Raw genomic sequence first — 22,076 nt, forward strand, 5'->3', positions numbered from 1 at the left:
CAGGGCGCTGCCCTGGACCCGTCGGGGGGGGATAATCCCCCCCGAACCCCCGTATACCTGAACAAATACGGGAAAAGTACCTATTCGAATCGTCAAGGAGATCGTTATGGCCGTGTTGAACTTCATTCCCCTGGGGCTGCTGGCCTTCGTCGTCTACAAAGCCTTCCGCCAGGGCCGCACCTGGGATTATACCGACCGCTACTTCCAGGAAAACCGCCATCGCACCGGCCTGAAATTCTGCAACTGGTTCGGCATTCCCAAACCATGACCCCCTCCGTCCGTCTGATCTTCGCCGACAGTGAACGTTCGGCGGACATGTTGTATGCCACGGGTCTCTTCGTTCCGGATGCCTTTGTGTTCCTGCGGGAGGAGTCGGGGCGCAGCCACGCGATTCTTTCGGCGCTGGAAGTCGATCGGGCCAGACGGGTGGCCCGGGTCGATCAGGTACACGAATGGAGCGCCTTGCGACGGCGCTTTTTCCCCGACGAAGGAGCGGATGTCGGGGAGGAGCGCATTCTGGCGGCCCTGCTCCACGAGTGGGGCAACCCGCGTGTCGAGGTGCCGGAAGATTTTCCCTTGGGGTTGGCACGAAAACTGGAAGGGCTGCAGTGTGAGGTCGTTCCCGTAGAGGGGGCTTTCTGGCCGCAGCGGGCCATCAAGCGGGATGACGAGGTTGCCGCCGTCGTCGAAGCCTTGCGGATTACCGGGCAGGGCATTCAGGCGGGCATCGAGCGGATCCGCCAATCCCGCATCGGCGAGGATGGTTTCCTGTGGGTTGACGATCATCACCTGACCAGCGAAGAGGTGCGCGCCGAGATCCACGCCGCCCTGGTTCGCGAGGGGGCCGCTCCGCACCACACCATTGTGGCGGGAGGGGCCCAGGGTGCCGATCCCCACGAGGAGGGGCGGGGTCCGTTGCCGGCCCGTTGGCCCATCATCATCGACTGCTTCCCGCGTTTGGAAAAGAACGGCTACTGGGGGGACATGACGCGCACCGTCTGCCGGGGAGCGCCTCCCGAACGTCTGACACGGGCCTGGGAGGCGGTGCGGCAAGCGCAGGAGGTTGCTTTCGCGGCCATCCGTGAGGGCATCGACGGGGCCACGGTGCATGCCGCGGTCGCCAGCCATCTGGAGCAGGCGGGGTTTCCCACCGAAACGGATGCGGCGGGTCGTCAGACCGGTTTTTTCCACGGTACCGGACACGGCCTGGGACTGGAGATCCACGAAGCACCCCGCATCAACCGTTTGGGCAAGGCCTTGCAGGCCGGGCAGGTGGTTACCGTGGAGCCGGGTCTCTACTATCCCGATATGGGCGGGGTACGTTTGGAGGATGTGGTGCTGGTGACGCCGACGGGGTGCCGTAACCTGACGGAATTTCCCAAATTTCTGGAAATATAATGTCGTTGCCTTTTAATGTCTTATATTATAAGTATCAAAAAAAGAAAATGTTCTATTCTTTGAATTTTTCAGTTATCATCTTTTAGATATTCTGGCGAAATCTCAAACAGGTTTTGCAATTTATTCATAAGAGAGATGGCGTCTGGTGCAAGCGAAGTGCGAGACGCTATAATGGCCAGCCGCAGATCGGTGTGCCCCACTTTCGATCAGGATACGGAAGATGTCCAGGCAAGGAGCCCAGGCAAGCATGAGGGAACAACAGCAGCCGCAAAGCAGCAAGTCCGGTGGCAAATCCTCATCCAATCGGGAGCAGCAGTTTTTCCTGATTGCCGGCGGGCTCATCATGGGATTGATCGTGGTTGTTGTCATCTTCAACATGATCCAGGATCCCAAGCAGGGCATCGTCAAGGAAGAGACCGTCTCCCCCGCCAAGCCCATGGTGAAGGTTCAACAGGGGCATGCCGAGGAGTCCACCGGTCGGGGTGGCGCAGGCGGTTCCTGGCTGGATGGCAATGCCGTGGCTCCGGTCTTCCAGAATCTGCAGCCTCCCCCTTCGGGTGAGTCGGCCAAGAGTGACCCGGTTGGTTCCCTGGCCCAGAAGATGGCCAGCGAGGAACCGCCTCCCGAGGATGAGGATGAACCCCCGGCCAAAGCGGGCGCCAAAGCGGCTGCGGGCAAACCGGGTGGACCCGCCATGGGTCTGACGGGCGGTGCTCCGGGCGCCAAGCCGGCGGCGGGTGCTGCCCCGGCGTCCAAGGAGCATGCGACCGCGCCGAAAGAGACCAAGGAGTCGGCGCGTCATCATCCGGCGACGCCCCAGAAGGAGACGGTGACTCCGCAGCAGCAGCAGCGATTGGCCCAGAAGGAGAAGGAAGCCGCGGCCCAGAAGGAGAAGGAAGCCGCGGCCCAGCGCCAGGCGGCCCAGAAGGAGAAGGAAGCCGCAGCCCAGCGCCAGGCGGCCCAGAAGGAGAAGGAAGCCGCCGCCCAACAACGCCAGAAAGAGGCGCTGCAAAAGGAACGCGAGGCGGCAGCCCAGCAACAGCTCAAGGATGATGCCCAACGTGAGGCAGCAGCCCGGCAGCGTCAGAAGGGACCGATCCAGAAAGAGCCTCCAGCCACCCAGAAGGAACCTTCCCGGGAGAAGAACGTCGGAGCCGGCAAAGAGACCGTCGTTGCCCGGTCTGCCCAGCCCCCTGCCGCCAAACCGGCTGCGGAGACGCCGAACAAGCCCGCTCAGGGTGCCCCCGCCAAACCGGCGACGGCTCAGACTCAGAACGCATCCGCCAAACCGGCTGCCGCCGAAGCGCCGGCTCCCGCGGCAGCCAGGGCCGCTCCGGCTCCAGCGGCCGCTCCGCCGCCTTCCACCGGCTACACCGTGCAACTCGGCTCCTTCAACAGCCGGGAAGGGGCCATGGGCCTGCAGCGGCAGGTAGGCGCCCTGCCGTTCCGGGGGCGGGCCATGCCCGTGTTCCACCAACCCATCACCACCTCGGACAACCAGACCCGCTATCGGGTGCGCCTGGGGCCCTTCTCCAGCCGGGAAGAGGCGGAGCAGGCCGCCGTCCTGGTGCGCCAGGCCACGGGGGCCGGGGGGATGGTGATCTCTCCGGGTCGATGAGGGCGTGGCCACTCGATTCCTGAGGGAGGCCACATGGCCCTAGCCGCCCCACTTCAGCTTGAGGACATACACCACCGCTTCGGACGGCAGCGGGTGCTGACCGGCGTCGATCTGCGCGTGGAACGGGGGGAGTGCGTCGTCCTCTTCGGGGCCAACGGCTCCGGCAAATCGACCCTGCTCTGCATTCTGGCCACGCTGCTGAAAGTCCAGCAGGGGGCCTATCGTCTGGGCAAGCTGGAAGCGCCGGCTCAAGGGGACCGCATTCGCGACAGCCTGATCTTTTTGGGACATCGCACCCATCTCTACGGCCATTTGACCCCGGTGGAGAATCTGCGCTTCTTCGCCGATCTGCGGGGCGAATCCCCCACCCTGGCGCAGGTGCGCGCCGCCGTGGAACAGGTGGGGTTGGGGCGTTTCATGGATCGCACCACGGCGCGTTTTTCCGCCGGCATGCGCAAACGGGCCGCCCTGGCCCGGGTTCTGCTCCTCAAACCCCCTCTGCTGCTGTTGGATGAGCCTTATTCCGCTCTGGACAGCGATGGAGTGAACTGGCTGAACGCTCTTTTGTCTGACTACTTGAAGGAAGGTGGCATGGTGGTCATGGCCAGCCACGAACCGGAACGGGTCGCCTGTCTCTATCATCGCCCCATGTATCTGCATCTGGGACATTTAAGCGGGTGGCGCCCATGATGCTGCGCGCCGCCTATCGCATCGCCTGGAAGGACGTGATGGGGGATTTCCGCCGTCGCTCCACCCTGTCGGCCATGCTCTTCTTCGCCATCTCCGTGCTGGTGGTCTTTCAGGCCGCTTTCAATCCGGACCGTCGCGAGGCCATGCAGTTGCTTCCCGGATTATTATGGGTAACAATTCTCTTTACCAGTCTGGTCGGCCTGGGACGGGTCTTCCAGGCGGAAGAAGAGGATGGCGCTTTCGAAGGCTTGATGCTCGCTCCCCTGGGGCGGGGTGTCATCTTTCTGGGCAAGTGGTTGGGCAATCTGGTGTTGACGGTGGCGGTGGAGGTGCTACTGTTGCCGTTGATGCTGATTCTGTTCAACGTGGATGGTTGGAGCAGCCTGCCGGCGGTATTCGGCGTACTGTTGCTGGGCACCCTGGGTTTGACCGGTCTCGGGGTTTTGCTGGCCGCGTTGACTCAGGCGGCCCGTTCCCGGGAGACGCTGTTGGCTCTCCTGCTGTTGCCGCTGGTGGTGCCGCTGCTCATCGCGGGGGTTCAGGCCACGGCGGCGCTGCTCTCCGGCCAGGGTGAACTGACGGCCTGGGTGCGGTTGATGGTGGTATTCGACATGATCTATCTGGCGTTGGCGCCCTGGGCGTTCGGTTGGCTGGTGGAGGAGTAGAACGGGCATGGATCGATTGGCGCGGTTTCAACGCTGGACGGGGTGGTTGACCCTGCTGCTGCTGGGAGTGGCGCTCACTCTGGTGGTCAACGCGCCCGCCGATTTTCAGCAGAGCAATTCGGTGCGCATTCTGTTCGTACATGTCCCCTCGGCCAAGATGTCCCTGTTGATGTACGTGGCCGTGACGGTATGCAGCATCTGGGTACTGGTGCGCCGCAGCGAAACGGCGGACATCCTGGCGGCGGCAGCGGCTCCGGTGGGCGCGGCCTTCGCGGCGGTCACTCTGGCCACCGGCTCCATCTGGGGCAAACCGATGTGGGGCACCTGGTGGGCCTGGGATGCCCGTCTGACCTCCATGCTGGTGCTGTTGATCATCTATGTCGGGCTCATGGCTTTGCGCAGCGCCCTCGACGATCCCCAGAAAAGCGCCCGCGCCACGGCGGTCATGGCCATCGTGGGGGCGGTGGATCTGCCGATCATCCATTTCTCCGTGACCTGGTGGCGCACACTGCATCAACCGCCTTCCATCGCCGGACCCGGAGCGGGCAAAATCCATATTGCCGGACCGCTGCTCACCCCCCTGATCGCCATGGCCATCGCCTTCATCGCCCTGGGGGCCTATATGTGGTTTGTCAACGCCCGTTTGATCAGGGCCAGCCGTCGCCTGGAACAACTCGATACGGAGCATGAGGAGCATGGCTGATTACAGTACTTACGTTCAGGCCGTTTACGGCATTGCCCTGCTGGTTTACGGTGGCTTGATCCTCACCTGGCAGCAGCGCCTGCGCCGGGTGGAAGGGGAGTTGGCCTTGCGGGAAAAGGAGGGTCAACGTGGCGGTGCAGGGTAACAAACGTCTCTTGCTCATCCTGACACTGGTGATCGTGGGGGGGGCTCTGCTGACCCTGGTCTTCACCTCGTTCACCGACTCCCTGGTCTATTTCCTCACGCCGTCCGAGGTCAAGGAGAAGGCCGCCACCTTGACCGGTCGCAAGATCCGCATCGGCGGCATGGTGCAGGAGGGTTCTCTGGAGAAGGTTCCCGACACCCTCAAGATTCGTTTCCTGGTGACCGACGGCGCCAACCGGATTCCGGTTCATTACGAGGGCATGTTGCCGGATCTCTTCCGGGAAGGGCAGGGGGTGGTGGTGGAAGGCGTCTGGCAGCCGGAAGCGCCCTTCGCCGCCTCGACCATTCTGGCCAAACACAGCGAAGACTACGTTCCGGTGGAGATGAGCAAAGAGGGCGTGGCCAAGGCCAAGGAGTCGATCCTGAAGTCCTTGCAATAACGTATCCTGCCGACCGGGTTTTCGGCTTCCTTTTTTCGGACGGTGTATCCCGGAGGGTTGTCCCATGTGGATTGAAATCGGCCACTTTGCGGCCCTGACGGCCCTTCTTGCGGCTCTGGTGCAATGGGTCGCGCCCATTGCCGGCCTTCGTCTGCAGCGTCCCGCCTGGATACGGGTGGGGCGGCAGGCGGCCTTTGCCGGTTTGCTCTTGTTGAGTCTGGCCAGTTTCGCCCTGATCAAGTCGTTTCTCGATCACGACTTTTCCGTGGCCTATGTGGCCAATCACGCCTCCCTCAAGCTGCCCATCTTCTATCTGGCCACCGCCATGTGGGGGGGGCATGAGGGTTCCCTGCTGCTGTGGGCCTGGTTTCTCTCCCTCTTCATCGCCATCGCCGCCTGGCGCCACTGGCAGACCCATCCCGATTCCATGCCCTGGGTACTCTCCATTCTGGGGGCGTTGCTGAGTGGATTCCTCCTGCTGGTCCTCTTCCTCTCCAGCCCCTTCGAGCGCATGATTCCACCGCCTGCGGACGGGCGGGATCTGAATCCCCTGTTGCAGGATCCGGGCATGGTGTTTCATCCGCCCTTCCTGTACATGGGCTATGTCGGTTTCGCCATTCCCTATGCCTTCGCCATGGCGGCGCTGATCACCGGTCGGGCGGGGGAGGAGTGGATTCTGGCCACCCGACGCTGGACCCTCTTCTCCTGGGCCATGTTGACCACCGGCATCATCTTCGGCGGTTACTGGGCCTATTATGAATTGGGCTGGGGTGGCTACTGGGCCTGGGATCCGGTGGAAAACGCCTCCTTCATGCCCTGGCTGACGGCTACCGCCTATCTCCACTCCGTCATGGTTCAGGAACGGCGGGAGATGTTCAAAACCTGGAACCTCTTCCTGATCATCGCCACCTTCGCCCTGTCGTTGTTGGGTACCTTCCTGGTGCGGTCGGGGGTGCTTTCGTCGGTGCATGCCTTTGCCACCGATCCGGGTCGCGGTATTTACATCCTCGTTTTCATGGCGGTGGTGCTGGTCTTTTCTTTCGGCCTGCTGGTGCAGCGCTCCGACCAGTTGCGGACTCCCACCACGCTGGAGAGTTTGCTGTGCCGGGAGAGTGCGTTTTTGTTCAACAACCTCTTCTTCGTCGTGGCGGCGTTGACGGTGTTGCTGGGCACCCTCTTTCCTCTGGCGGTGGAGACGCTGACCGCTTCCAAGGTGACGGTGGGGGCCCCTTATTACAACAAGGTCTTCGTGCCCATCATGCTGGGCATGCTGCTGCTCATGGGGGTGGGGCCCATGCTGGCCTGGCGACGGGCGGCGGGTGGCCAGTGGAAACGCACCTTCCTTGTGCCCGGTGTGTTGGGATCGATTGCCATGGCGGGAGCCTGGGCGGCGGGGGTGCATCATCCTTACGGGCTGCTGGCGGTGCTGTTGATCTTTTTCGTGGGGGCTACCCATGTGCTGGAAGTCTGGCGTGGCGCCATGGTGCGGTCCAGACAGAGCGGGGATGGTCCCGGTACCGCCCTGTTGCGCATGATCAACCGCAACCGGCGTCGCTACGGGGGTTTTGTGGTACATTTGGGCATCTTGGTAATGGTTTCGGGATTTATCGGCTCGGGACTGTTCCAGGAGGAACGGGATCTGGTGGCCAAACCGGGGGATCGATTCCGCATCGGGGGCTGGGAGTTGAGTTTCGAGTCGATCCAGGAGACCTCCAAGCGCAACTGGACGGCCATGGAAGCGACGATTCGGGCCAGAAAGGGTGGGCAGGAGGTGGTTTTGCTGCCCCAGAAGCGGATATACAACGAACACTCCCAACCGACCACGGAAGCGGCCATTCATTCGGTGTGGAACGAGGATTTGTATGTGGTGTTGGGGGATGCGGTCGGAGAAGGCTTTGGCATACGGTTGTACCGCAATCCGCTGGTGGGGTGGATCTGGTGGGGGGCGGGGATTGTGATGTTGGGGGTGATACTGGCGTTGATGCAGGGCAGGGGATTGCCACGGAGGAAGGAATAACGGGGGTCCGGGGGGGATTATCCCCCCCGGCGGGGTTTGGGGCGGAGCCCCAAGGTGTTGCCGTGGTGGTTTTATTCGTGCGTTGTCTTTTCCTGGAATGCCATTCCAGGAAAAGACAACGCACGAAAAAATAACGGCAGTATCTTGGCGCACTCTCCCCAACTCTGCCGAGACGGATATATTTCTCCGTATCCCCCTTTCTCCTTCTCCGGGCAATTCGGCCTCTTGAGTAGCCAATCAAACAGACGATTGGCTACTCAAGAGGCCAATGGCGGGCTCGCTTTGGGCCATTTTACCGGGATGAGGCCCCGGTAAAATGGCCTTGAGCGGGGCGAGCCGAAAGGAAAGAGGAAGGGTCAAAGGAAGGGTCAAAGGAAGGGTCAAAGGAGGAGTCAAAGGAAAAGTCCTGAGGGGGCAGCGGAGCTCCCCCTCAGACTCCCCCAACCCTTTTTACTCATTAGAAGATTAAAAGAAACAACAGGATATCCAATACCATGTGGAAAAGTCTGCTTTTGGGGTCCATCGTCGCCATCCTTTTCCTCTTCGCCCTTGGATTGCGCAACGACCCCCGTTTCATTCCCTCCCCCCTGGAAAACCGTCCCGCACCCCACTTCATCGCCCCCACCCTCGACGGCAAAAACCAAGTCCGTTTCCCCCAGGACTTCCCCAACAAATGGGTTCTGGTCAATTTCTGGGGTAGCTGGTGCGGCGGTTGCGCCATGGAACATCCCTACCTGATGCTCCTGGCCAAAAAAACCCAAACCACTCCCGACTTCGCCATGGTCGGCGTCGATTTCAAGGATACCCTGGAAAACGCCAACCTCTTCCTGCGTCAATACGGCAATCCCGGTTATCCTCAAGCCTTCGATCCCAACCAACGCATCGCCATCGACTGGGGCGTCTACGGCGCCCCCGAATCCTATCTGGTCGACCCCTCCGGTCGCATTGTCCTGAAAGTCACCGGCATGCTCCAGGAAGGCTGGTTCGAAAAAGAGGTCCTCCCCCGCATTCAGGCAGGGAAAAAACCATGACTCCCATCCGTTTTCTCCTTCTGACGCTCCTCTGCATCGGCACCGCCACCGCCGCCGACCAGCAGGAAGATGCCCTGGAAGCCCAGGTGCGCGATATCGCCAAAAACCTGCGCTGCGCTGTCTGCCAGAACCAGCCGGTCTACGAGTCCAACTCCGACCTGGCCAAGGACATGCTCAAGCTGATCCGCGACAAACTCGCCGCCGGGGAGTCCCCGGCGGCGGTGAAACAATACTTCCATGATCGCTACGGCGACTACATCTACCTGGAACCCCCCGCTGCAGGCCGAAACTGGATCATCTGGATCGCTCCCTTCGCCGGCCTTCTCCTGGGTGCCGTGGCGCTGTGGCGGGCCATGCGGCGCTGGCAGGCGAAACCGGCGGGAACCCCAACGACCACTCCCACTGCGGACGCAGCCAAAAAGCGCATCCAACAGGAGTTGGACAAGGTGGATGTGTGAGGAGGTTTGACTATAACCTTTTAATATTTTGTCTTTTAAAGTATCAAAAAAAGGAAATGTTTTGACTTTTTCTTTTCTAGAATAGGGTGGCGTGAGTAGACCTGAGAAGATATTGTGTTGGTCTGATGGTGGAGTGAATAAGTGAAATTGGGAAGACCAAAACTAAGTGAAGTTAACTTGGCTGGATTCAAGTCAATCGGTCCAAGTGGTCAGACCATAAAATTGGGTGATATAACAATATTGCTTGGGGCTAATGGGGCTGGGAAAAGTAACTTGGTATCCTTTTTTTATCTGATTAACTTTATAACAAATAAAGCATTGCAAAAATTCATCGGGCAACAGGGTGGGGCCGATTCCATTCTTTATTATGGGGCAAAGGTTACGGAGAAGATTGACTTCACCCTCTCATTCGACCAAAAAGAAGGTGGCGAACATCAATCCTTTCGATACCAGGTTGCATTGGGTCACAGTCTGCCGGACAGGCTCTTTTTGGCGGATGAAAGGGTGATTTATCCTAGTTCAGAAAGCGTTGAAGAATATAGTATCGGATCGGGAAGTCAGGAATCAGGGCTTGCGGACCATGAAGAGCCGGCAGTAAGGTACGTTCATACTATTCTTTCACAAATGCGCACCTACCAGTTTCATGATACCTCCGATACGGCAAAAATAAAAGCCAGTGGTTACTTGGGGGATTGTCGTTACCTGAGAAGCAATGCAGGAAATCTGGCAGCTTTTCTTCGAATGATGAAATGCTCTGAAAAATATAAAATATATTATGATCGTATTATGCGGCATATTCAGAAAATTATGCCTCAATTCGGTGGCTTTGAATTGGCGGAATGTTCCAAAGAGGAAGATGCCGGATATGGGATGTTGAATTGGCATGAGATAAATCGTGCCTCCGAAGCTCTTTTCGGACCACATCAAATTTCGGATGGCTCATTACGTTTTATGGCCTTGGCGACATTATTGTTGCAGCCGCCGCAATTGATTCCGAAGGTGATTGTGCTGGATGAACCGGAATTGGGGCTGCATCCGGCCGCTTTGAGGGAATTGGCAGCCATGATCCGCATGGCCGCCGCCCATTGTCAGGTGATCGTCGCCACGCAATCGACCCGGTTGGTGGATGAATTCCAGGCGGAAGAAATTGTGGTCGTGGAACGGGATCTGTCCAACCGGTGCAGTGTGTTTAAACGTTTAAACACGGCGGCCTTGTCGGATTGGTTGGCTCGATACAGTCTTTCGGAGTTATGGGAGAAAAATGTTCTTGGAGGGCTTCCGTGAATTTCATTCGCCTCCATGTCACCGGGGAGGGACAAACGGAACAGGCTTTTGTAAAAGATTTATTGGCAGACTATCTCAGCCAATTCCATGTTTTCACGGATGCCCGATGTGTCTTGACAAGCAAAGATAATAAAGCTGCTAGAGAATATCGAGGGGGATTGATCAACTATCAAAAGGCTAGGCAGGATATTGTCAGCTGGATGAAAGAAGATAACCATCCGGAATGCCGTTTTACCACCATGTTCGATTTGTATGCCCTGCCGGATGATTTCCCAGGCTATCAAGATGCCCAGCGACAAACAAATCCTTATGTCAAAACTCGTATTCTTGAAGAAGCCATGGCGAAGGATATCAACGATTGGCGATTCATTCCTTATCTGCAATTGCATGAATTTGAAGCATTTATTTTTGCCGATCCAAAAAAACTGAACTGGGAATATCTGGAACATGATGAACCTATTGCCAAATTGGTGGCAATAGCCCTTTCCCAGGATCCGGAACTGATCAACGAAGGCCCGGAGACGGCACCATCCAAGCGGATTTTGACCCACATACCAGAATACGATAAAGTTGTTGGGGGCGGTATGACTGTTCAGAAAATTGGTTTAGAAACCCTGCGTGTTAAATGTCCTCACTTTGATGCGTGGGTGCGTAGTCTGGAGTCTTTAACCAATGCAACAAATAAAAATCTTAACGAAACCCTATGGCGCTTCTGATATGAAGAAATGCATCAACGTCAAAGGATAGAACATTTCCTTTTTTTGATACTTTAAAGGCAAAATATTAAACGTCAGAACCCGGAACCATTCCCCGCACCACCCGATCTCTTTGTCCGTAGTCCTTTAACACCGTTACCTCCTTGAAACCGGCTTCCTCAAACAGTCGGGAGACTCTCTCTCCCTGTTTCCAGCCGATCTCCACAGCCAGCAGGCCACCCGGTTTCAAGTGGGGCCGGGTTTGGGGAATCAGCTCCCGATAGATCATCAATCCGTCTTCCCCACCCCAGAGAGCTTCCTGGGGTTCCCAGCGATAGACTTCCGGCGCGAGGTCGCGCCATTCCGTGGCGTCGATGTAGGGGGGATTGGAGACGATCACGTCAAAGGTTTCGTCAGGCGTGAGAGGGGTGAGCAGGGAGCCGGAACGGAGGTCACAACGGGAGCTGAGTTTCAGGGTTTCGGCGTTGGTTTGGGCGCAGGCGATGGCGGTTGCGGAGATATCGGTGGCCACGCCTTGGCTGTTGGGGAAGTCGTGCAACAGGGAGAGCAGAATGGCTCCGCTGCCGATGCCCACGTCCAGGAAACGCCACGCTTTCTGGCGGTCCTCGCAGTGGTTGCGCACCGTTTCGACGAGGCATTCGGTGTCGGGACGGGGGATGAGGACGCCGGGGGTGATGTGGAGATCCAGGCTCCAGAAGCCTTTGTTTTGCAGGATGTAGGCCACGGGTTCGCGTTCGCCACGACGTTTGATCAGGGTGCGATAGTTGGCCAGTTCGTCGGGGGTCAGGGGGCGATCGGGATCGAGGAAGAGCCGCAGACGGTCGATCCGCAGGGCGTGGGCCAGAAGGAGTTCGGCGTCGAGGCGGGGGGAGTCGCAGCCGCGTTCCGAGAGCCAGGTGTGGCTCCAGGTGAGAAGGGTGCGAACGGTCCAGGTGGTAGGCATGGAAGTCCTTTTAATATTTTTCCTTTAAAGTATCAAAAAAAGAAAATGTTCTGTCTGTTGACTTTTTATTCTGTAACTTTTCAGATATACGGGGGTTCGGGGGGGATTATCCCCCCGACGGGTCCAGGGCAGCGCCCTGGGACTCTTCCGTTTGCTGTTGACTTCCGACCCCCTGGGGTCCAGGGGGCACCCCTGGGACTTTTCCTTTCGCCGTTGACCTGATCTTGTTGCACTGTGCAGGGGTCTGAATGGTTACTTTATTCTTTTCTATAAATATTTTATTTAATAAATAACAAATACAGAAAAGTCAAAGAATAGAACATTTTCTTTTTTTGATACTTAAAAGATAAAATATTAAAAATCAATATCCCCTGAAAACAAAAAAGGGGAGCTTGCGCTCCCCCTTTCAAGTCGACACACTTTCCCGACTACTTCCGGTGTGTATTGGCCGCCATGAAGGTCTTGGCGGAATTATCCAACAGAACCAGCAACGGCTCGCTACGGGCCTTGAAATCGGCAATGAACTTGGGCGCCACACCCTTGGCCGTCGGCAACTGCGCCGACAACGGATTGACCTGCTGCCCGTTGATGTGAACTTCGTAATGCAGATGAGGACCGGTGGCCGTGCCCGTCATGCCCACATAACCGATGACTTTACCCTGACGCACATAAGACCCGACATCCACATTGCTGGCCACCCGGCTCAGATGGGCATAAGCCGTGGAATAGGTGTCGTTATGGCGCACCATGATCAAATTGCCGTAACCCCCCTTGGGACCGACATACACCACGGTTCCGTTACCGGCTGCCCGTACCGGGGTTCCGGTGGGAGCGGCATAGTCCACACCCTTGTGGGCGCGGTTGAAGCCGAAGACCGGGTGCAGGCGGCTGTTGGAAAAATAGGAGGAGATGCGGGTGAAGTCCACCGGTGCGCGGATGAACATCTTGCGCACGTTGTCGCCATTGGCGTTGAAATATCCGGAACGTCCTTCGGGATCGGTATAGCGCACCGACTTGAGGACATTGCCCTGATTGATGAACTCGGCGGCCAGGATCTCTCCGGTACGCACCATCTTGCCTTCGGAGAAGAGTTCTTCGTAAACCACGGTGAAGCGGTCGCCGGCATGGATATCCCGGGCGAAGTCGACATCGTATTCGAACATCTCGGCCAGCTTGACGGTGAGCTGCTGGGAGAGACCCGATTTGCGGGCGGCGGTGAAGAGGGAATCGTTGATGATGCCGGAAATAGCGTTGACCTTGATGTCGAAACTCTTCATCTCGACGCGGGGTACATAGTTGCCGGAGGTGTTGCGGGTGACCCAGAGAACCTTGTCATCCCCGATGGGGTAGGAGAGTCCGGCCAGATCCCCCTTGCGGTCGAAGGCCAGCCGCATGATGTTGCCGACTTTGAGCTGCTCGGCCAGATCGAAGACCGGCTTGGCGGCTTTGCCCACTTCGACGGCCACGGTGGAGGGCACCTGACGACGGGCCAGCACGCGGGTCAGATAATCGCCGGAGAGAACCTTCTCTTCGATGACATGGGCCGACTTGTCGAAGTATTTCCGGGCCTGGGGGGAGATGGTGGACTTTTCGCTCTTTTCGGCGACGACGCGCTCCGGGGTCTTGCTCTCGGAAGCGGGCAAAGCCACGGGGGCCAGGGCGATGCGCTCGAAGGGGGTGGCCACGAAACCGGCCACGAAGCGGGGATCCTTGCTGGATTGGGCGATGAGCTGCAGGGTCTTGTTCTCGGCGACCGGAGCCACCAGTGCGACCAGGTTGTCGCTCTTGTCGAAGGCCAGCTTCAGGGTCAAACCGGGGGTCAGCTTCTTGGCCAGGTCGAAAACCTCCTTGGAGGCTTTTTCCGTGGCGAGGATGCGACGGGTGGGAACATTGTGACGCTTGAGCAGGGTATGAAGGGTGTCACCTTTGCGAACCGTCTCGGTGGCTTCCCGAACCGGCAGAATATCGGAGAAGAAGGAAGAGGCGCGCTCTTCACCCCCGTCGGCTTTTTTGGCGGCAGCGGGGGTTTCGCTCCTGGCGGAGCGGGGAGCGGGCACGGGAGTGGGCACGCCGTCGGCGTCGTCCTTGTTCTGGGCGGAACGAATGGGGGATGTCTCTTTTTTGACGCCGGACTGCGTCAAATCCGCGTCATCGGTGTCGTCATCCTGACTGACCGTGCGGGAGTGTTTGAGCTGCATGGCGGGGATTCGGGGCAAGGGGGGCGGCGAGGGGATACGCAGCTCCGCCTTGTTGCTGCCGGGTTCCGGGGTGGCGGTGTTGGCGGCCGTTCCCTGCTGCGTCAGCAGCAGCAGAACCGAGAGACCACCCAACGACCAGAGACCTTTTTGTTTCCGCTGTGCGCTTGATGCCACGCTGCTACCCTCCATGCCTGTTTGCACGTCCGTGTGCTGGTATCTGCTTGCTGCTCGGAAAACAGGATGCTTTCCTCACTTCTTATCGTTGAAGTGATGGACTCCTCCATATTGGTTCAGGGGCCAAGCAATTCGCGGACCGTTTTCCCTGGCCGTTCAGATTGTGTCGTTTTCCCCACATCTTGGCCAATCCGCCGATTATAGGGAAAAATTTTTATTACGCCAGGAAAAGATGCCGCTCTGCGGAAGAAAAGACCGAAGGGGGTCTCCGAGGCTTGGTGAAGATAGAGTAACATATTGTTTTCTCAACGTTATTCTTTACCGTTCATTGAATGGGATATAACAATTGATGCAGGCTTGCCGGGCAAAATTGATATGGGGATGAGAAAATATTATGGCCACCTATTGCCGATTCAGGGCGGTAAGCCAGGAAGAAAAGTCCTCTCGGGCTCGGGCTACCATGACCGTTTTGCGTTGCGCACGGGGTGTCTCCTCGGGCAGTGGCGTGAAAAGTCCGAAGTTGCAGTTCATGGGTTGCAACGGTCCCAGGGAGCCGACGGTGATGTGGTGCAGCAGGGCGCCCACGGCGGTGGTGGCCGGCGGGGGGAGGGTTTCGCGGTCCTGATACAGATCGGCCAGGAAACGCCCGGCCAGGGCGCCCATGGCGGTCGATTCCACGTACCCCTCGACGCCGGTGATCTGTCCGGCGAACAGAATGCGGGGATCCTTGCGCCAGCGCAGAACGCCGTCCAGCTCCTTGGGGCTCTCCAGGAAGGTGTTGCGGTGTACCGAGCCGAGGCGGGGAAATTCAGCCTGTTCCAGACCGGGAATGGTACGGAAGAGACGTTGCTGTTCCGGCCAGAGCAGACGGGTCTGAAAACCCACCATGTTCCACAGGCTGCCCTGATGGTTGTCCTGCCGCAGTTGCACCACGGCGTAGGGACGTCGCCCGTCCTCGAAGGGATTCTGCAACCCCACCGGCTTCATGGGACCGAAACGCAGGGTCTGCGGACCCCGGTCGGCCATGATTTCGATGGGCAGGCAGCCTTCGAAGAAAGGAATTTTCTCGAACTCCCGCAACGGGGCCCGCTTGGCGTTTTTCAACTCTTCGACGAAGACGCGGTACTGATCAGGACTCAAGGGACAGTTGATATAATCCGCCCCTTCGCCCTTGTCGTGACGGGACTGTTTCCAGACTTTGGAAAAGTCGATGGATTCGGTGGTGACGATGGGAGCGATGGCATCATAAAAAGAGAGGCGGTTGCGTCCCATGGCCGTTTCCAGCCAGGCGGCGAGGGTATCGGCAGTCAGCGGGCCGGTGGCCAGCACGACCCAGCCCTCCTCGGGCGGGGCGAACAACTCTTCGCGACGCAGGGTGATCAGGGGATGCTGCTCCAGCCGTTCGGTGACGAAGGCGGCGAAGGCCTCCCGATCCACCGCCAGGGCGCTGCCCGCCGGCACGCGATGGTGATCGGCGGCGGCCATGATCAGACTGCCCAGACCGCGCAACTCCTCGTGCAGCAGCCCCACGGCGCTGCGTTCCGCATCATCGGAACGCAGGGAGTTGGAGCAGACCAGTTCGGCGCAACGGTCGCTCTGATGCGCCGGCGATGAACTCACGGGGCGTCTTTCCACCAGAGTGACCGCGATGCCCCGTTGCGCCAGTTGCCAGGCGGCTTCGCTGCCGGCCAGGCCGGCTCCGACCACGGTGACGGCGTTCATCGGCGGTTCCAGGGATTTTTGGGCAGGAAGGCGGGTACGCCGGGGCGCACCCCCCGAAAGACCTGGGTGTTGACCAGACTCTGGTCGGCGATCTCCTCCCGAGGGATCTCCCGCAGGAAACGGGAGGGATTGGTGGGCATGGAGCCGGTGCCGAGCTGTCGCCAGCGGGCGTGGGTCAACACCAGCCGCTCCCGGGCCCGGGTCATGCCGACATAGGCCAGACGCCGCTCCTCTTCCAGATTGCCTTCGTCGATGGAGCGTTGATGGGGCAACAGCCCCTCTTCCAGCCCGGCCAGGAAGACCACCGGAAATTCCAGCCCTTTGGCGGCGTGCAGCGTGGAGATCACCACCCGGTCGATGCCGCTGCGATCGTCCTGATGCATGTCGGCCACCAGGGCGGCCTCTTCCAGGAATTCGACGATATTCTCCCGGCGGGCCAGCTCGTTGGCCAGTTCGTTGAGGTTTTCGAAACGCTCCTGTTTCTTCTCCTCGCCTTCCAGGTACTTCAGATAGCCCGACTGCATCAACACCATGTCGAGAACCTGATTCGGCGGCATTTGGGAATCGAGGGCGGCGCGTCCGTTTTCCAGCACGGCCACCAGCTCTTCCAGCCCCTTGCGGGCCGGTCCCTTGATGGCGGCGAGGCAATCGGGCGTGGCGGCCGCTTCCAGCAGGGAGCATTGGTGTTCGTTGGCCCACTCCCGCAACTTGAGCAGGGCCACGTTGCCCACGCCGCGACGGGGCACGTTGACGATGCGTTCGAAGGCCAGGTCGTCCCGGCTGGTCACCAGCAGACGCAGATAGGCCACCGCATCGCGGATTTCGGCCCGATCCATGAACCGCATGCCCCCCACGATCTGATAGGGCACCATCTCCTTGTTGAACGCCTCTTCCAGGGCACGGGTCTGGCGGCTGGTGCGCACCAGAATGGCGAAATCGCGGTGGGAGCGCCCCTCCTTGCGCATGGCCTGGCCGATTTCCCGGGCGATGTAACGCGCTTCGCCGTTGCTGTCTTCGGCGGCGTAGAGGGTGATCTTGGCCCCCTCCTGACCTTCGGTCCACAGCGTCTTGCCCATGCGGCCGGAGTTGTGGGTGATCAACTGCCCGGCCACCTTCAGAATGCGGCTGGTGGAGCGATAGTTCTGTTCCAGTCGCACCACCCGCGCCTGGGGAAAATCTTCCTGGAAATTGAGCATGTTGTCGATACGCGCCCCGCGCCAACTGTAGATGACCTGATCGTCGTCCCCCACCACGCACAGATTGCCGTGTTTGGCGGCCAGAGCCCGCAGCCAGCGGTATTGCACGGCGTTGGTATCCTGGTATTCGTCCACCAGCACGAAGTGGAAGGCCTCCTGGAACCGCTGCAGAATCTCCGGTTGCTGTTGCCACAGCAGCAGGCAGTTGAGCAGCAGGTCGCTGAAATCCATGGCGTTGAGCCGCAGCAACTCTTTCTGATAACGCTGAAACAGATCGACGATGCCGGCGAACTCCCGACTGGTGCGGAACATGTCGGCGTGGAGCTGGTCGGGGGTGATGGCGTCGTCCTTCCAGCGGGAGAGTCCGGCGGCGAGCTTGCCCGGCGTCCAGTAGACGTGGCTGAAGCCCGCCTCCTCCATGATGCGTTTGAGCAGCCGCTCCTGGTCCGAGGTGTCCAGAATGCTGAAAGGGGCCTGATAACCCAGCAGATGGCTGTGCTGACGCAGCATGCGGGCGCCCATGCCGTGAAAGGTGCCGATCCACATGGCGTGCAGATTGATTTCCGGAAGGGTGCGTTCCACCCGCTCGCGCATTTCGCGGGCGGCTTTGTTGGTGAAGGTCACCGCCAGAATCTGATCGGGCCGGGCCATGCCGGAGACCAGCAGATAGGCCAGACGATGGGTCAGCACCCGGGTTTTGCCCGAACCGGCTCCCGCCAGCACCATCAAAGGCCCTTTCCCGGCGCCCACCGCTTCCTTCTGGGCCGGGTTCAGGGAGTCCAGCAACGCTTCCGCTTGCAACATGAGATCACGCTCCCGACGCATTCGGACCTAAAGAACCGAACCATTCCGTCCGATAGATCCTTACAGAGGGAGGATAGTAAGCGCCCAGCCCTCCCGCCACAAGGACCACCGCTTTCCGGGGGAAGGTTGCATGAATATCCACGATGTCCCGAGCCGTCTCGCACCCGCCACGAATCCGAACCCCACCCGCTCCGGTCGGGTGACGGCGGCTTCCGCGCCCAACACCTTCGACAAGGTGCTGCGACAGGCTGTGGCCGAACTTGCGGCGCCGCGCATCGCCCCGGAAGAGTTCGACATGCACCTCTTCGGCCTGTTCATGCAGTCCGTTTACGGTGACGAGCAGAAGACCCCCTCGCCCCGGAGCCTGCTGGTCGATCCGGATCAGGAGAAGACCACGACGGAAAAGAGCCGTCCAGCCACCGATATCGTGGTGTAGCTCATGGGGCCACCCGCGATTCTCATCACCGGCTGTTCCAGCGGCATCGGGCGATGTGTGGCCCGGGGTCTCAAGGAACGCGGCTGGCGGGTTTTCGCCACCGCCCGTCGCGAGGAGGATCTGCAGGCTCTGCGCGAGGAGGGACTTGAAGCCCTCTATCTGGAGTTGAACGATTCGGCCTCCATCGCCGCCGTGGTGCACGAGGTGATGACACGTACCGGCGGGCAACTCGACGCCCTGTTCAACAACGCGGCCTATGCCCAACCCGGTGCGGTGGAGGACCTGCCCCGTCAGGCGTTGCGGGAGCAGTTCGAAACCAACCTCTTCGGCGGCCACGAGTTGATCTGCCGTATCCTTCCCTTCATGCGCGCCGCCGGAAAAGGACGCATCCTGCAGAACAGCTCCGTGCTGGGTTTCGTGGCTCTGCCCCTGCGCGGGGCTTATGTGGCCAGCAAATTCGCCCTCGAAGGTCTGAGCGACACCTTGCGTCTGGAACTCGCCGGTACGGGTATCCGGGTGATTCTCATCGAACCCGGTCCCATCGTCTCCCGCATCAAGGAGAACGCCCTGCTGGCCATGCAACGCCATATCGACCCGGAGAAGAGCGTGCATCGCGAGCGTTATGCCCGGCGTCTGGCCTCCCTGGAAGAGAAGGATGTGGTCTCCCGCTTCACCCTGCCGCCGCAGGCCGTTCTGGCCAAGGTTGTCGAGGCGCTGGAAAGCCCGCACCCACGAGCCCGCTATCGCGTCACCGTTCCCACCCGCCTCATGGCTTTAGCCAAACGGTTGTTGCCCACCTCCCTGCTGGATCGTCTGCTGCAACGCGGCCTCTGGTGATCCCCCTTGCGATGTACACCTTCCGGGGTGTATCTGAAAGCAGGAGCGTGGGTCGTCCGAATGAGGGGGATTTCTTTCTTGAACACCTTTTTGAGCCATGTAGACCGTCATACCGGCCAGCCGGGGCTTTTCTGCCGGGATTTGGAGCTGCTTCAGGTCAATCTGGGGCTGCGCTGCAACCTGGAGTGTCACCATTGCCATGTGGCGGCCTCGCCGCGTCGCAAGGAGGCGATGTCCCGGGAGGTCATGGATCAGGTGCTGGCCTTGAGCGAAACCAGCGGCTGCCGCAAAGTGGATATCACCGGCGGGGCCCCGGAATTGCACCCGCATTTCCGGGAGTTCGTCACCGCCTTGCATGATCGGGGGCTTGAGATTCAGGTACGCACCAATCTGGTGGTCCACCTGGAAGCCGGCATGGAGTGGGTGGCCCCGCTGCTGCGGGATCTCAAGGTGCAACTGGTGGGTTCCATGCCCTGTTACCTGGAAACCAACGTGACGGCGCAACGCGGTCCCGGAGTTTACCAGGGCTCCATCATGGCCATGCGCCGTCTCAACGAACTGGGTTACGGTCGCTCCGCCGATTTGCGGCTCGATCTGGTCTACAATCCCGGCGGTCCCTTTCTGCCCCCGATGCAATGCCGCCTGGAAGCCGACTACCGTCGCGAGCTGCATACCCGTTTCGGCCTCGACTTCACCTCGTTGCTGACCATCGCCAACATGCCCATCGGGCGTTTCCGGGCCGATTTGCGCCAGCAGGGCCGGGAAGACCAGTACCGCGCCCTGCTGCAGGACGCCTTCAACCCCGCCACTCTGGAGGGGTTGATGTGTCGTCATCAGGTGAGCATCGCCTGGGACGGCACCCTCTACGACTGCGACTTCAATCTGGCCCTGGGCCTGCCCCTCGCCACCGCCAACCGGCTGGAAGAGTGTCGGCCCGAGGTGTTGGCGCAACGCCCCATCGTTACCGGCGACCACTGTTTCGGCTGCACCGCGGGCAGTGGTTCCTCCTGCCGGGGGGCGTTGGTGGCCTGAACCGTGGAAACCCTCTCTCCCGATCTGTGTGTGATAGGTGGTGGTTCCGGCGGATTGTCCGTCGCGGCGGGGGCGGCTCAAATGGGCGCGCGCACCGTTCTGCTGGAGCGACATCTCATGGGGGGGGAGTGCCTCAACAGCGGCTGCGTGCCTTCCAAGGCGCTGCTGGCGGCGGCTCACGAGGTTCATATGGCCCGCAAAGCCATGGCGCTCGGCGTGGAGGTGGCCTCTTTCCGGGTCGATATGAACCGGGTTTGGCAACGGGTTCAGGAGACCATCGCCGCCATTGCGCCCCATGATTCCCAGGAACGTTTCGAGTCCCTCGGGGTGCGGGTCATTCGGCAGGAGGGGCGTTTTACCGCCCCCGACGAGGTGGCGGCGGGCGATGTGCGCATTCGCGCCCGGCGTTTCGTGGTGGCTACCGGCAGTCGTCCCGCGGTGCCGCCCATCGCCGGTTTGAAGGAAGCGCCCTTTTTCACCAATGAAAATCTCTTCACCAACCGGTTGTTTCTGCCCCATCTGCTGGTGTTGGGAGGTGGTCCCATCGGATTGGAGATGGCCCAGGCCTATCGCCGTCTGGGATCGGAAGTCACTGTGGTGGAGCGGGCGCGTCTGCTGCCCCGGGCCGACGCCGAGGCGGCGGAGGTGGTGCGCCAGGCTTTGGAAAACGAAGGGGTGCGCTTCCTTCAGGGCGTGGAGGTGAACGCCGTCTCGGGAGAACCCGGCGCCATCACGCTGCATCTGCGGCAGGATGGCCGGGAGAGGATTTTGCAGGGTTCCCACCTTCTGGTGGCGGTGGGGCGCAAGCCCAATCTGGAAGCGTTGGAACTGGCCGCGGCGGGCATTGTCCATACCCCCTCGGGCATCACCGTGGATGGGGGCATGCGCACCTCCAACCGACGGGTTTACGCCATCGGGGATGTGTGCGGCGGGCCTTTGTTCACCCATGCCGCCGGGTATCAGGCGGGTATCGTCATTCGTCATGCCTTGTTTCGCCTGCCCGCCCGGGTGGATTATACGGCGTTGCCCCAGGTGACCTACACCGATCCGGAGTTGGCCCAGGTGGGGCTTTCGGAAGAGCAGGCCCGGGAGCGGGGCCTGGTCGTTCGGGTGCTGCGCAAGCCCTTTGCGGAGAACGATCGCGCCCGCGCCGAAGGGACGCCTGCCGGTTTCGTCAAAGTGGTTGTGGAAAAACGCGGTCGCGTTCTGGGGGCCACCCTGGTGGGTGACAAGGCGGGGGAGTTATTGCAGCCCTGGATATTGGCCCTACACAAGAAGCTGAAAATCGCCGATCTGGCCACCCTGATTGCGCCCTATCCCACGTTGGGTGAGATCAACAAGGGGGTGGCGGGCGGATTCTTCACGCAAACCCTCTATTCGTCCCGCACCCGCAAACTGGTTGCCTTTCTTTCTCGTTTCGGATGAGGAAGCGGGGTACCCGCCCGGATTGGTTTGTGGTAAAAGAGGGGCGGGCGTTTCCCGGCAGCACGGGTGGAATTTTTTTCCTTTCAATATTTTATCTTTTAAATATCAAAAAAAGGAAATGTTCTATCCTTTGACTTTTCTGTTT

At 59.9% G+C, this 22,076-nt stretch carries 21 protein-coding genes; 17 read left to right on the forward strand and 4 right to left on the reverse strand.

From position 1 onward, the window contains the following. Positions 1 to 106: 106 nt before the first annotated feature. The 13 genes from HQL56_01915 to HQL56_01975 all read left to right on the forward strand — a co-directional run bounded on the left by HQL56_01915 (position 107) and on the right by HQL56_01975 (position 11,164). The gene (locus tag HQL56_01915) at positions 107 to 268 is read left to right on the forward strand and encodes a hypothetical protein (protein ID MBF0308270.1); all 162 of its coding nucleotides are present in this window, start codon (positions 107 to 109) and stop codon (positions 266 to 268) included. Next, positions 265 to 1,398, forward strand: a complete 1,134-nt coding sequence (locus tag HQL56_01920; GenBank protein ID MBF0308271.1) for an aminopeptidase P family protein — start codon at positions 265 to 267, stop codon at positions 1,396 to 1,398. The genes HQL56_01915 and HQL56_01920 overlap by 4 nt, the downstream gene beginning before the upstream one ends. 247 nt (positions 1,399 to 1,645) lie before the next feature. Beyond that, positions 1,646 to 3,016, forward strand: coding sequence for an SPOR domain-containing protein (locus tag HQL56_01925; protein ID MBF0308272.1), 1,371 nt, complete (start codon positions 1,646 to 1,648; stop codon positions 3,014 to 3,016). A gap of 33 nt (positions 3,017 to 3,049) precedes the next feature. Beyond that, positions 3,050 to 3,706 (forward strand): heme ABC exporter ATP-binding protein CcmA, encoded by a 657-nt coding sequence (gene ccmA / locus HQL56_01930; GenBank protein ID MBF0308273.1) that lies wholly within the window; start codon positions 3,050 to 3,052, stop codon positions 3,704 to 3,706. Next, a complete protein-coding gene (locus tag HQL56_01935) occupies positions 3,703 to 4,371 on the forward strand; it encodes a heme exporter protein CcmB (GenBank protein ID MBF0308274.1) in 669 nt (222 codons plus the stop codon). Before ccmA ends, HQL56_01935 begins: the two co-directional genes overlap by 4 nt. 7 nt (positions 4,372 to 4,378) lie before the next feature. Then, the gene (gene ccsA, locus HQL56_01940) at positions 4,379 to 5,074 is read left to right on the forward strand and encodes a cytochrome c biogenesis protein CcsA (GenBank protein ID MBF0308275.1); all 696 of its coding nucleotides are present in this window, start codon (positions 4,379 to 4,381) and stop codon (positions 5,072 to 5,074) included. After that, positions 5,067 to 5,219, forward strand: coding sequence for a hypothetical protein (locus HQL56_01945; GenBank protein ID MBF0308276.1), 153 nt, complete (start codon positions 5,067 to 5,069; stop codon positions 5,217 to 5,219). Before ccsA ends, HQL56_01945 begins: the two co-directional genes overlap by 8 nt. Beyond that, positions 5,203 to 5,658 (forward strand): cytochrome c maturation protein CcmE, encoded by a 456-nt coding sequence (gene ccmE, locus HQL56_01950; GenBank protein MBF0308277.1) that lies wholly within the window; start codon positions 5,203 to 5,205, stop codon positions 5,656 to 5,658. The genes HQL56_01945 and ccmE overlap by 17 nt, the downstream gene beginning before the upstream one ends. A gap of 64 nt (positions 5,659 to 5,722) precedes the next feature. Next, positions 5,723 to 7,675 (forward strand): heme lyase CcmF/NrfE family subunit, encoded by a 1,953-nt coding sequence (locus HQL56_01955; GenBank protein MBF0308278.1) that lies wholly within the window; start codon positions 5,723 to 5,725, stop codon positions 7,673 to 7,675. 494 nt (positions 7,676 to 8,169) lie between these two features. Further along, entirely contained in the window at positions 8,170 to 8,706 is a 537-nt protein-coding gene (locus HQL56_01960) for a DsbE family thiol:disulfide interchange protein (protein MBF0308279.1), read from the forward strand. After that, entirely contained in the window at positions 8,703 to 9,164 is a 462-nt protein-coding gene (locus tag HQL56_01965) for a cytochrome c-type biogenesis protein CcmH (protein ID MBF0308280.1), read from the forward strand. Before HQL56_01960 ends, HQL56_01965 begins: the two co-directional genes overlap by 4 nt. Positions 9,165 to 9,311: 147 nt before the next feature. Next, positions 9,312 to 10,448: an AAA family ATPase gene (locus tag HQL56_01970; protein MBF0308281.1), complete on the forward strand. Its 1,137-nt coding sequence runs from the start codon at positions 9,312 to 9,314 to the stop codon at positions 10,446 to 10,448. Beyond that, positions 10,415 to 11,164, forward strand: a complete 750-nt coding sequence (locus HQL56_01975; GenBank protein ID MBF0308282.1) for a DUF4276 family protein — start codon at positions 10,415 to 10,417, stop codon at positions 11,162 to 11,164. The genes HQL56_01970 and HQL56_01975 overlap by 34 nt, the downstream gene beginning before the upstream one ends. A gap of 67 nt (positions 11,165 to 11,231) precedes the next feature. On the opposite strand, the gene prmC is transcribed toward HQL56_01975, so the two are convergent. The 4 genes from prmC to HQL56_01995 all read right to left on the reverse strand — a co-directional run bounded on the left by prmC (position 11,232) and on the right by HQL56_01995 (position 18,201). Further along, positions 11,232 to 12,107 (reverse strand): peptide chain release factor N(5)-glutamine methyltransferase, encoded by an 876-nt coding sequence (gene prmC, locus HQL56_01980; protein MBF0308283.1) that lies wholly within the window; start codon positions 12,105 to 12,107, stop codon positions 11,232 to 11,234. Positions 12,108 to 12,535: 428 nt separating this feature from the next. Continuing rightward, positions 12,536 to 14,479: a peptidoglycan DD-metalloendopeptidase family protein gene (locus HQL56_01985; protein MBF0308284.1), complete on the reverse strand. Its 1,944-nt coding sequence runs from the start codon at positions 14,477 to 14,479 to the stop codon at positions 12,536 to 12,538. A 402-nt stretch (positions 14,480 to 14,881) separates the two neighbouring features. Then, positions 14,882 to 16,201 (reverse strand): methylenetetrahydrofolate--tRNA-(uracil(54)-C(5))-methyltransferase (FADH(2)-oxidizing) TrmFO, encoded by a 1,320-nt coding sequence (gene trmFO / locus HQL56_01990; GenBank protein ID MBF0308285.1) that lies wholly within the window; start codon positions 16,199 to 16,201, stop codon positions 14,882 to 14,884. Then, positions 16,198 to 18,201 carry a UvrD-helicase domain-containing protein gene (locus tag HQL56_01995; protein ID MBF0308286.1) on the reverse strand — a complete coding sequence of 668 codons (2,004 nt, stop codon included), beginning with the start codon at positions 18,199 to 18,201 and terminating at the stop codon, positions 16,198 to 16,200. The genes trmFO and HQL56_01995 overlap by 4 nt, the downstream gene beginning before the upstream one ends. 130 nt (positions 18,202 to 18,331) lie before the next feature. On the opposite strand from HQL56_01995, the gene HQL56_02000 reads away from it, so the two are divergent. Genes HQL56_02000 through HQL56_02015 form a run of 4 tightly spaced genes read left to right on the forward strand, consistent with a single transcriptional unit; the run spans position 18,332 to position 21,931 of the window. Next, the gene (locus HQL56_02000; protein ID MBF0308287.1) at positions 18,332 to 18,637 is read left to right on the forward strand and encodes a hypothetical protein; all 306 of its coding nucleotides are present in this window, start codon (positions 18,332 to 18,334) and stop codon (positions 18,635 to 18,637) included. Between the two features lie 3 nt (positions 18,638 to 18,640). Beyond that, positions 18,641 to 19,474, forward strand: coding sequence for an SDR family oxidoreductase (locus HQL56_02005; protein ID MBF0308288.1), 834 nt, complete (start codon positions 18,641 to 18,643; stop codon positions 19,472 to 19,474). Positions 19,475 to 19,534: 60 nt separating this feature from the next. After that, positions 19,535 to 20,506 carry an arsenosugar biosynthesis radical SAM protein ArsS gene (gene arsS, locus HQL56_02010; GenBank protein MBF0308289.1) on the forward strand — a complete coding sequence of 324 codons (972 nt, stop codon included), beginning with the start codon at positions 19,535 to 19,537 and terminating at the stop codon, positions 20,504 to 20,506. A 3-nt stretch (positions 20,507 to 20,509) separates the two neighbouring features. Further along, a complete protein-coding gene (locus tag HQL56_02015; GenBank protein MBF0308290.1) occupies positions 20,510 to 21,931 on the forward strand; it encodes an FAD-dependent oxidoreductase in 1,422 nt (473 codons plus the stop codon). The last annotated feature ends 145 nt before the right edge of the window (positions 21,932 to 22,076 follow it).

This window comes from Magnetococcales bacterium (assembly GCA_015231925.1).
GTDB lineage: Bacteria > Pseudomonadota > Magnetococcia > Magnetococcales > JADGAQ01 > JADGAQ01.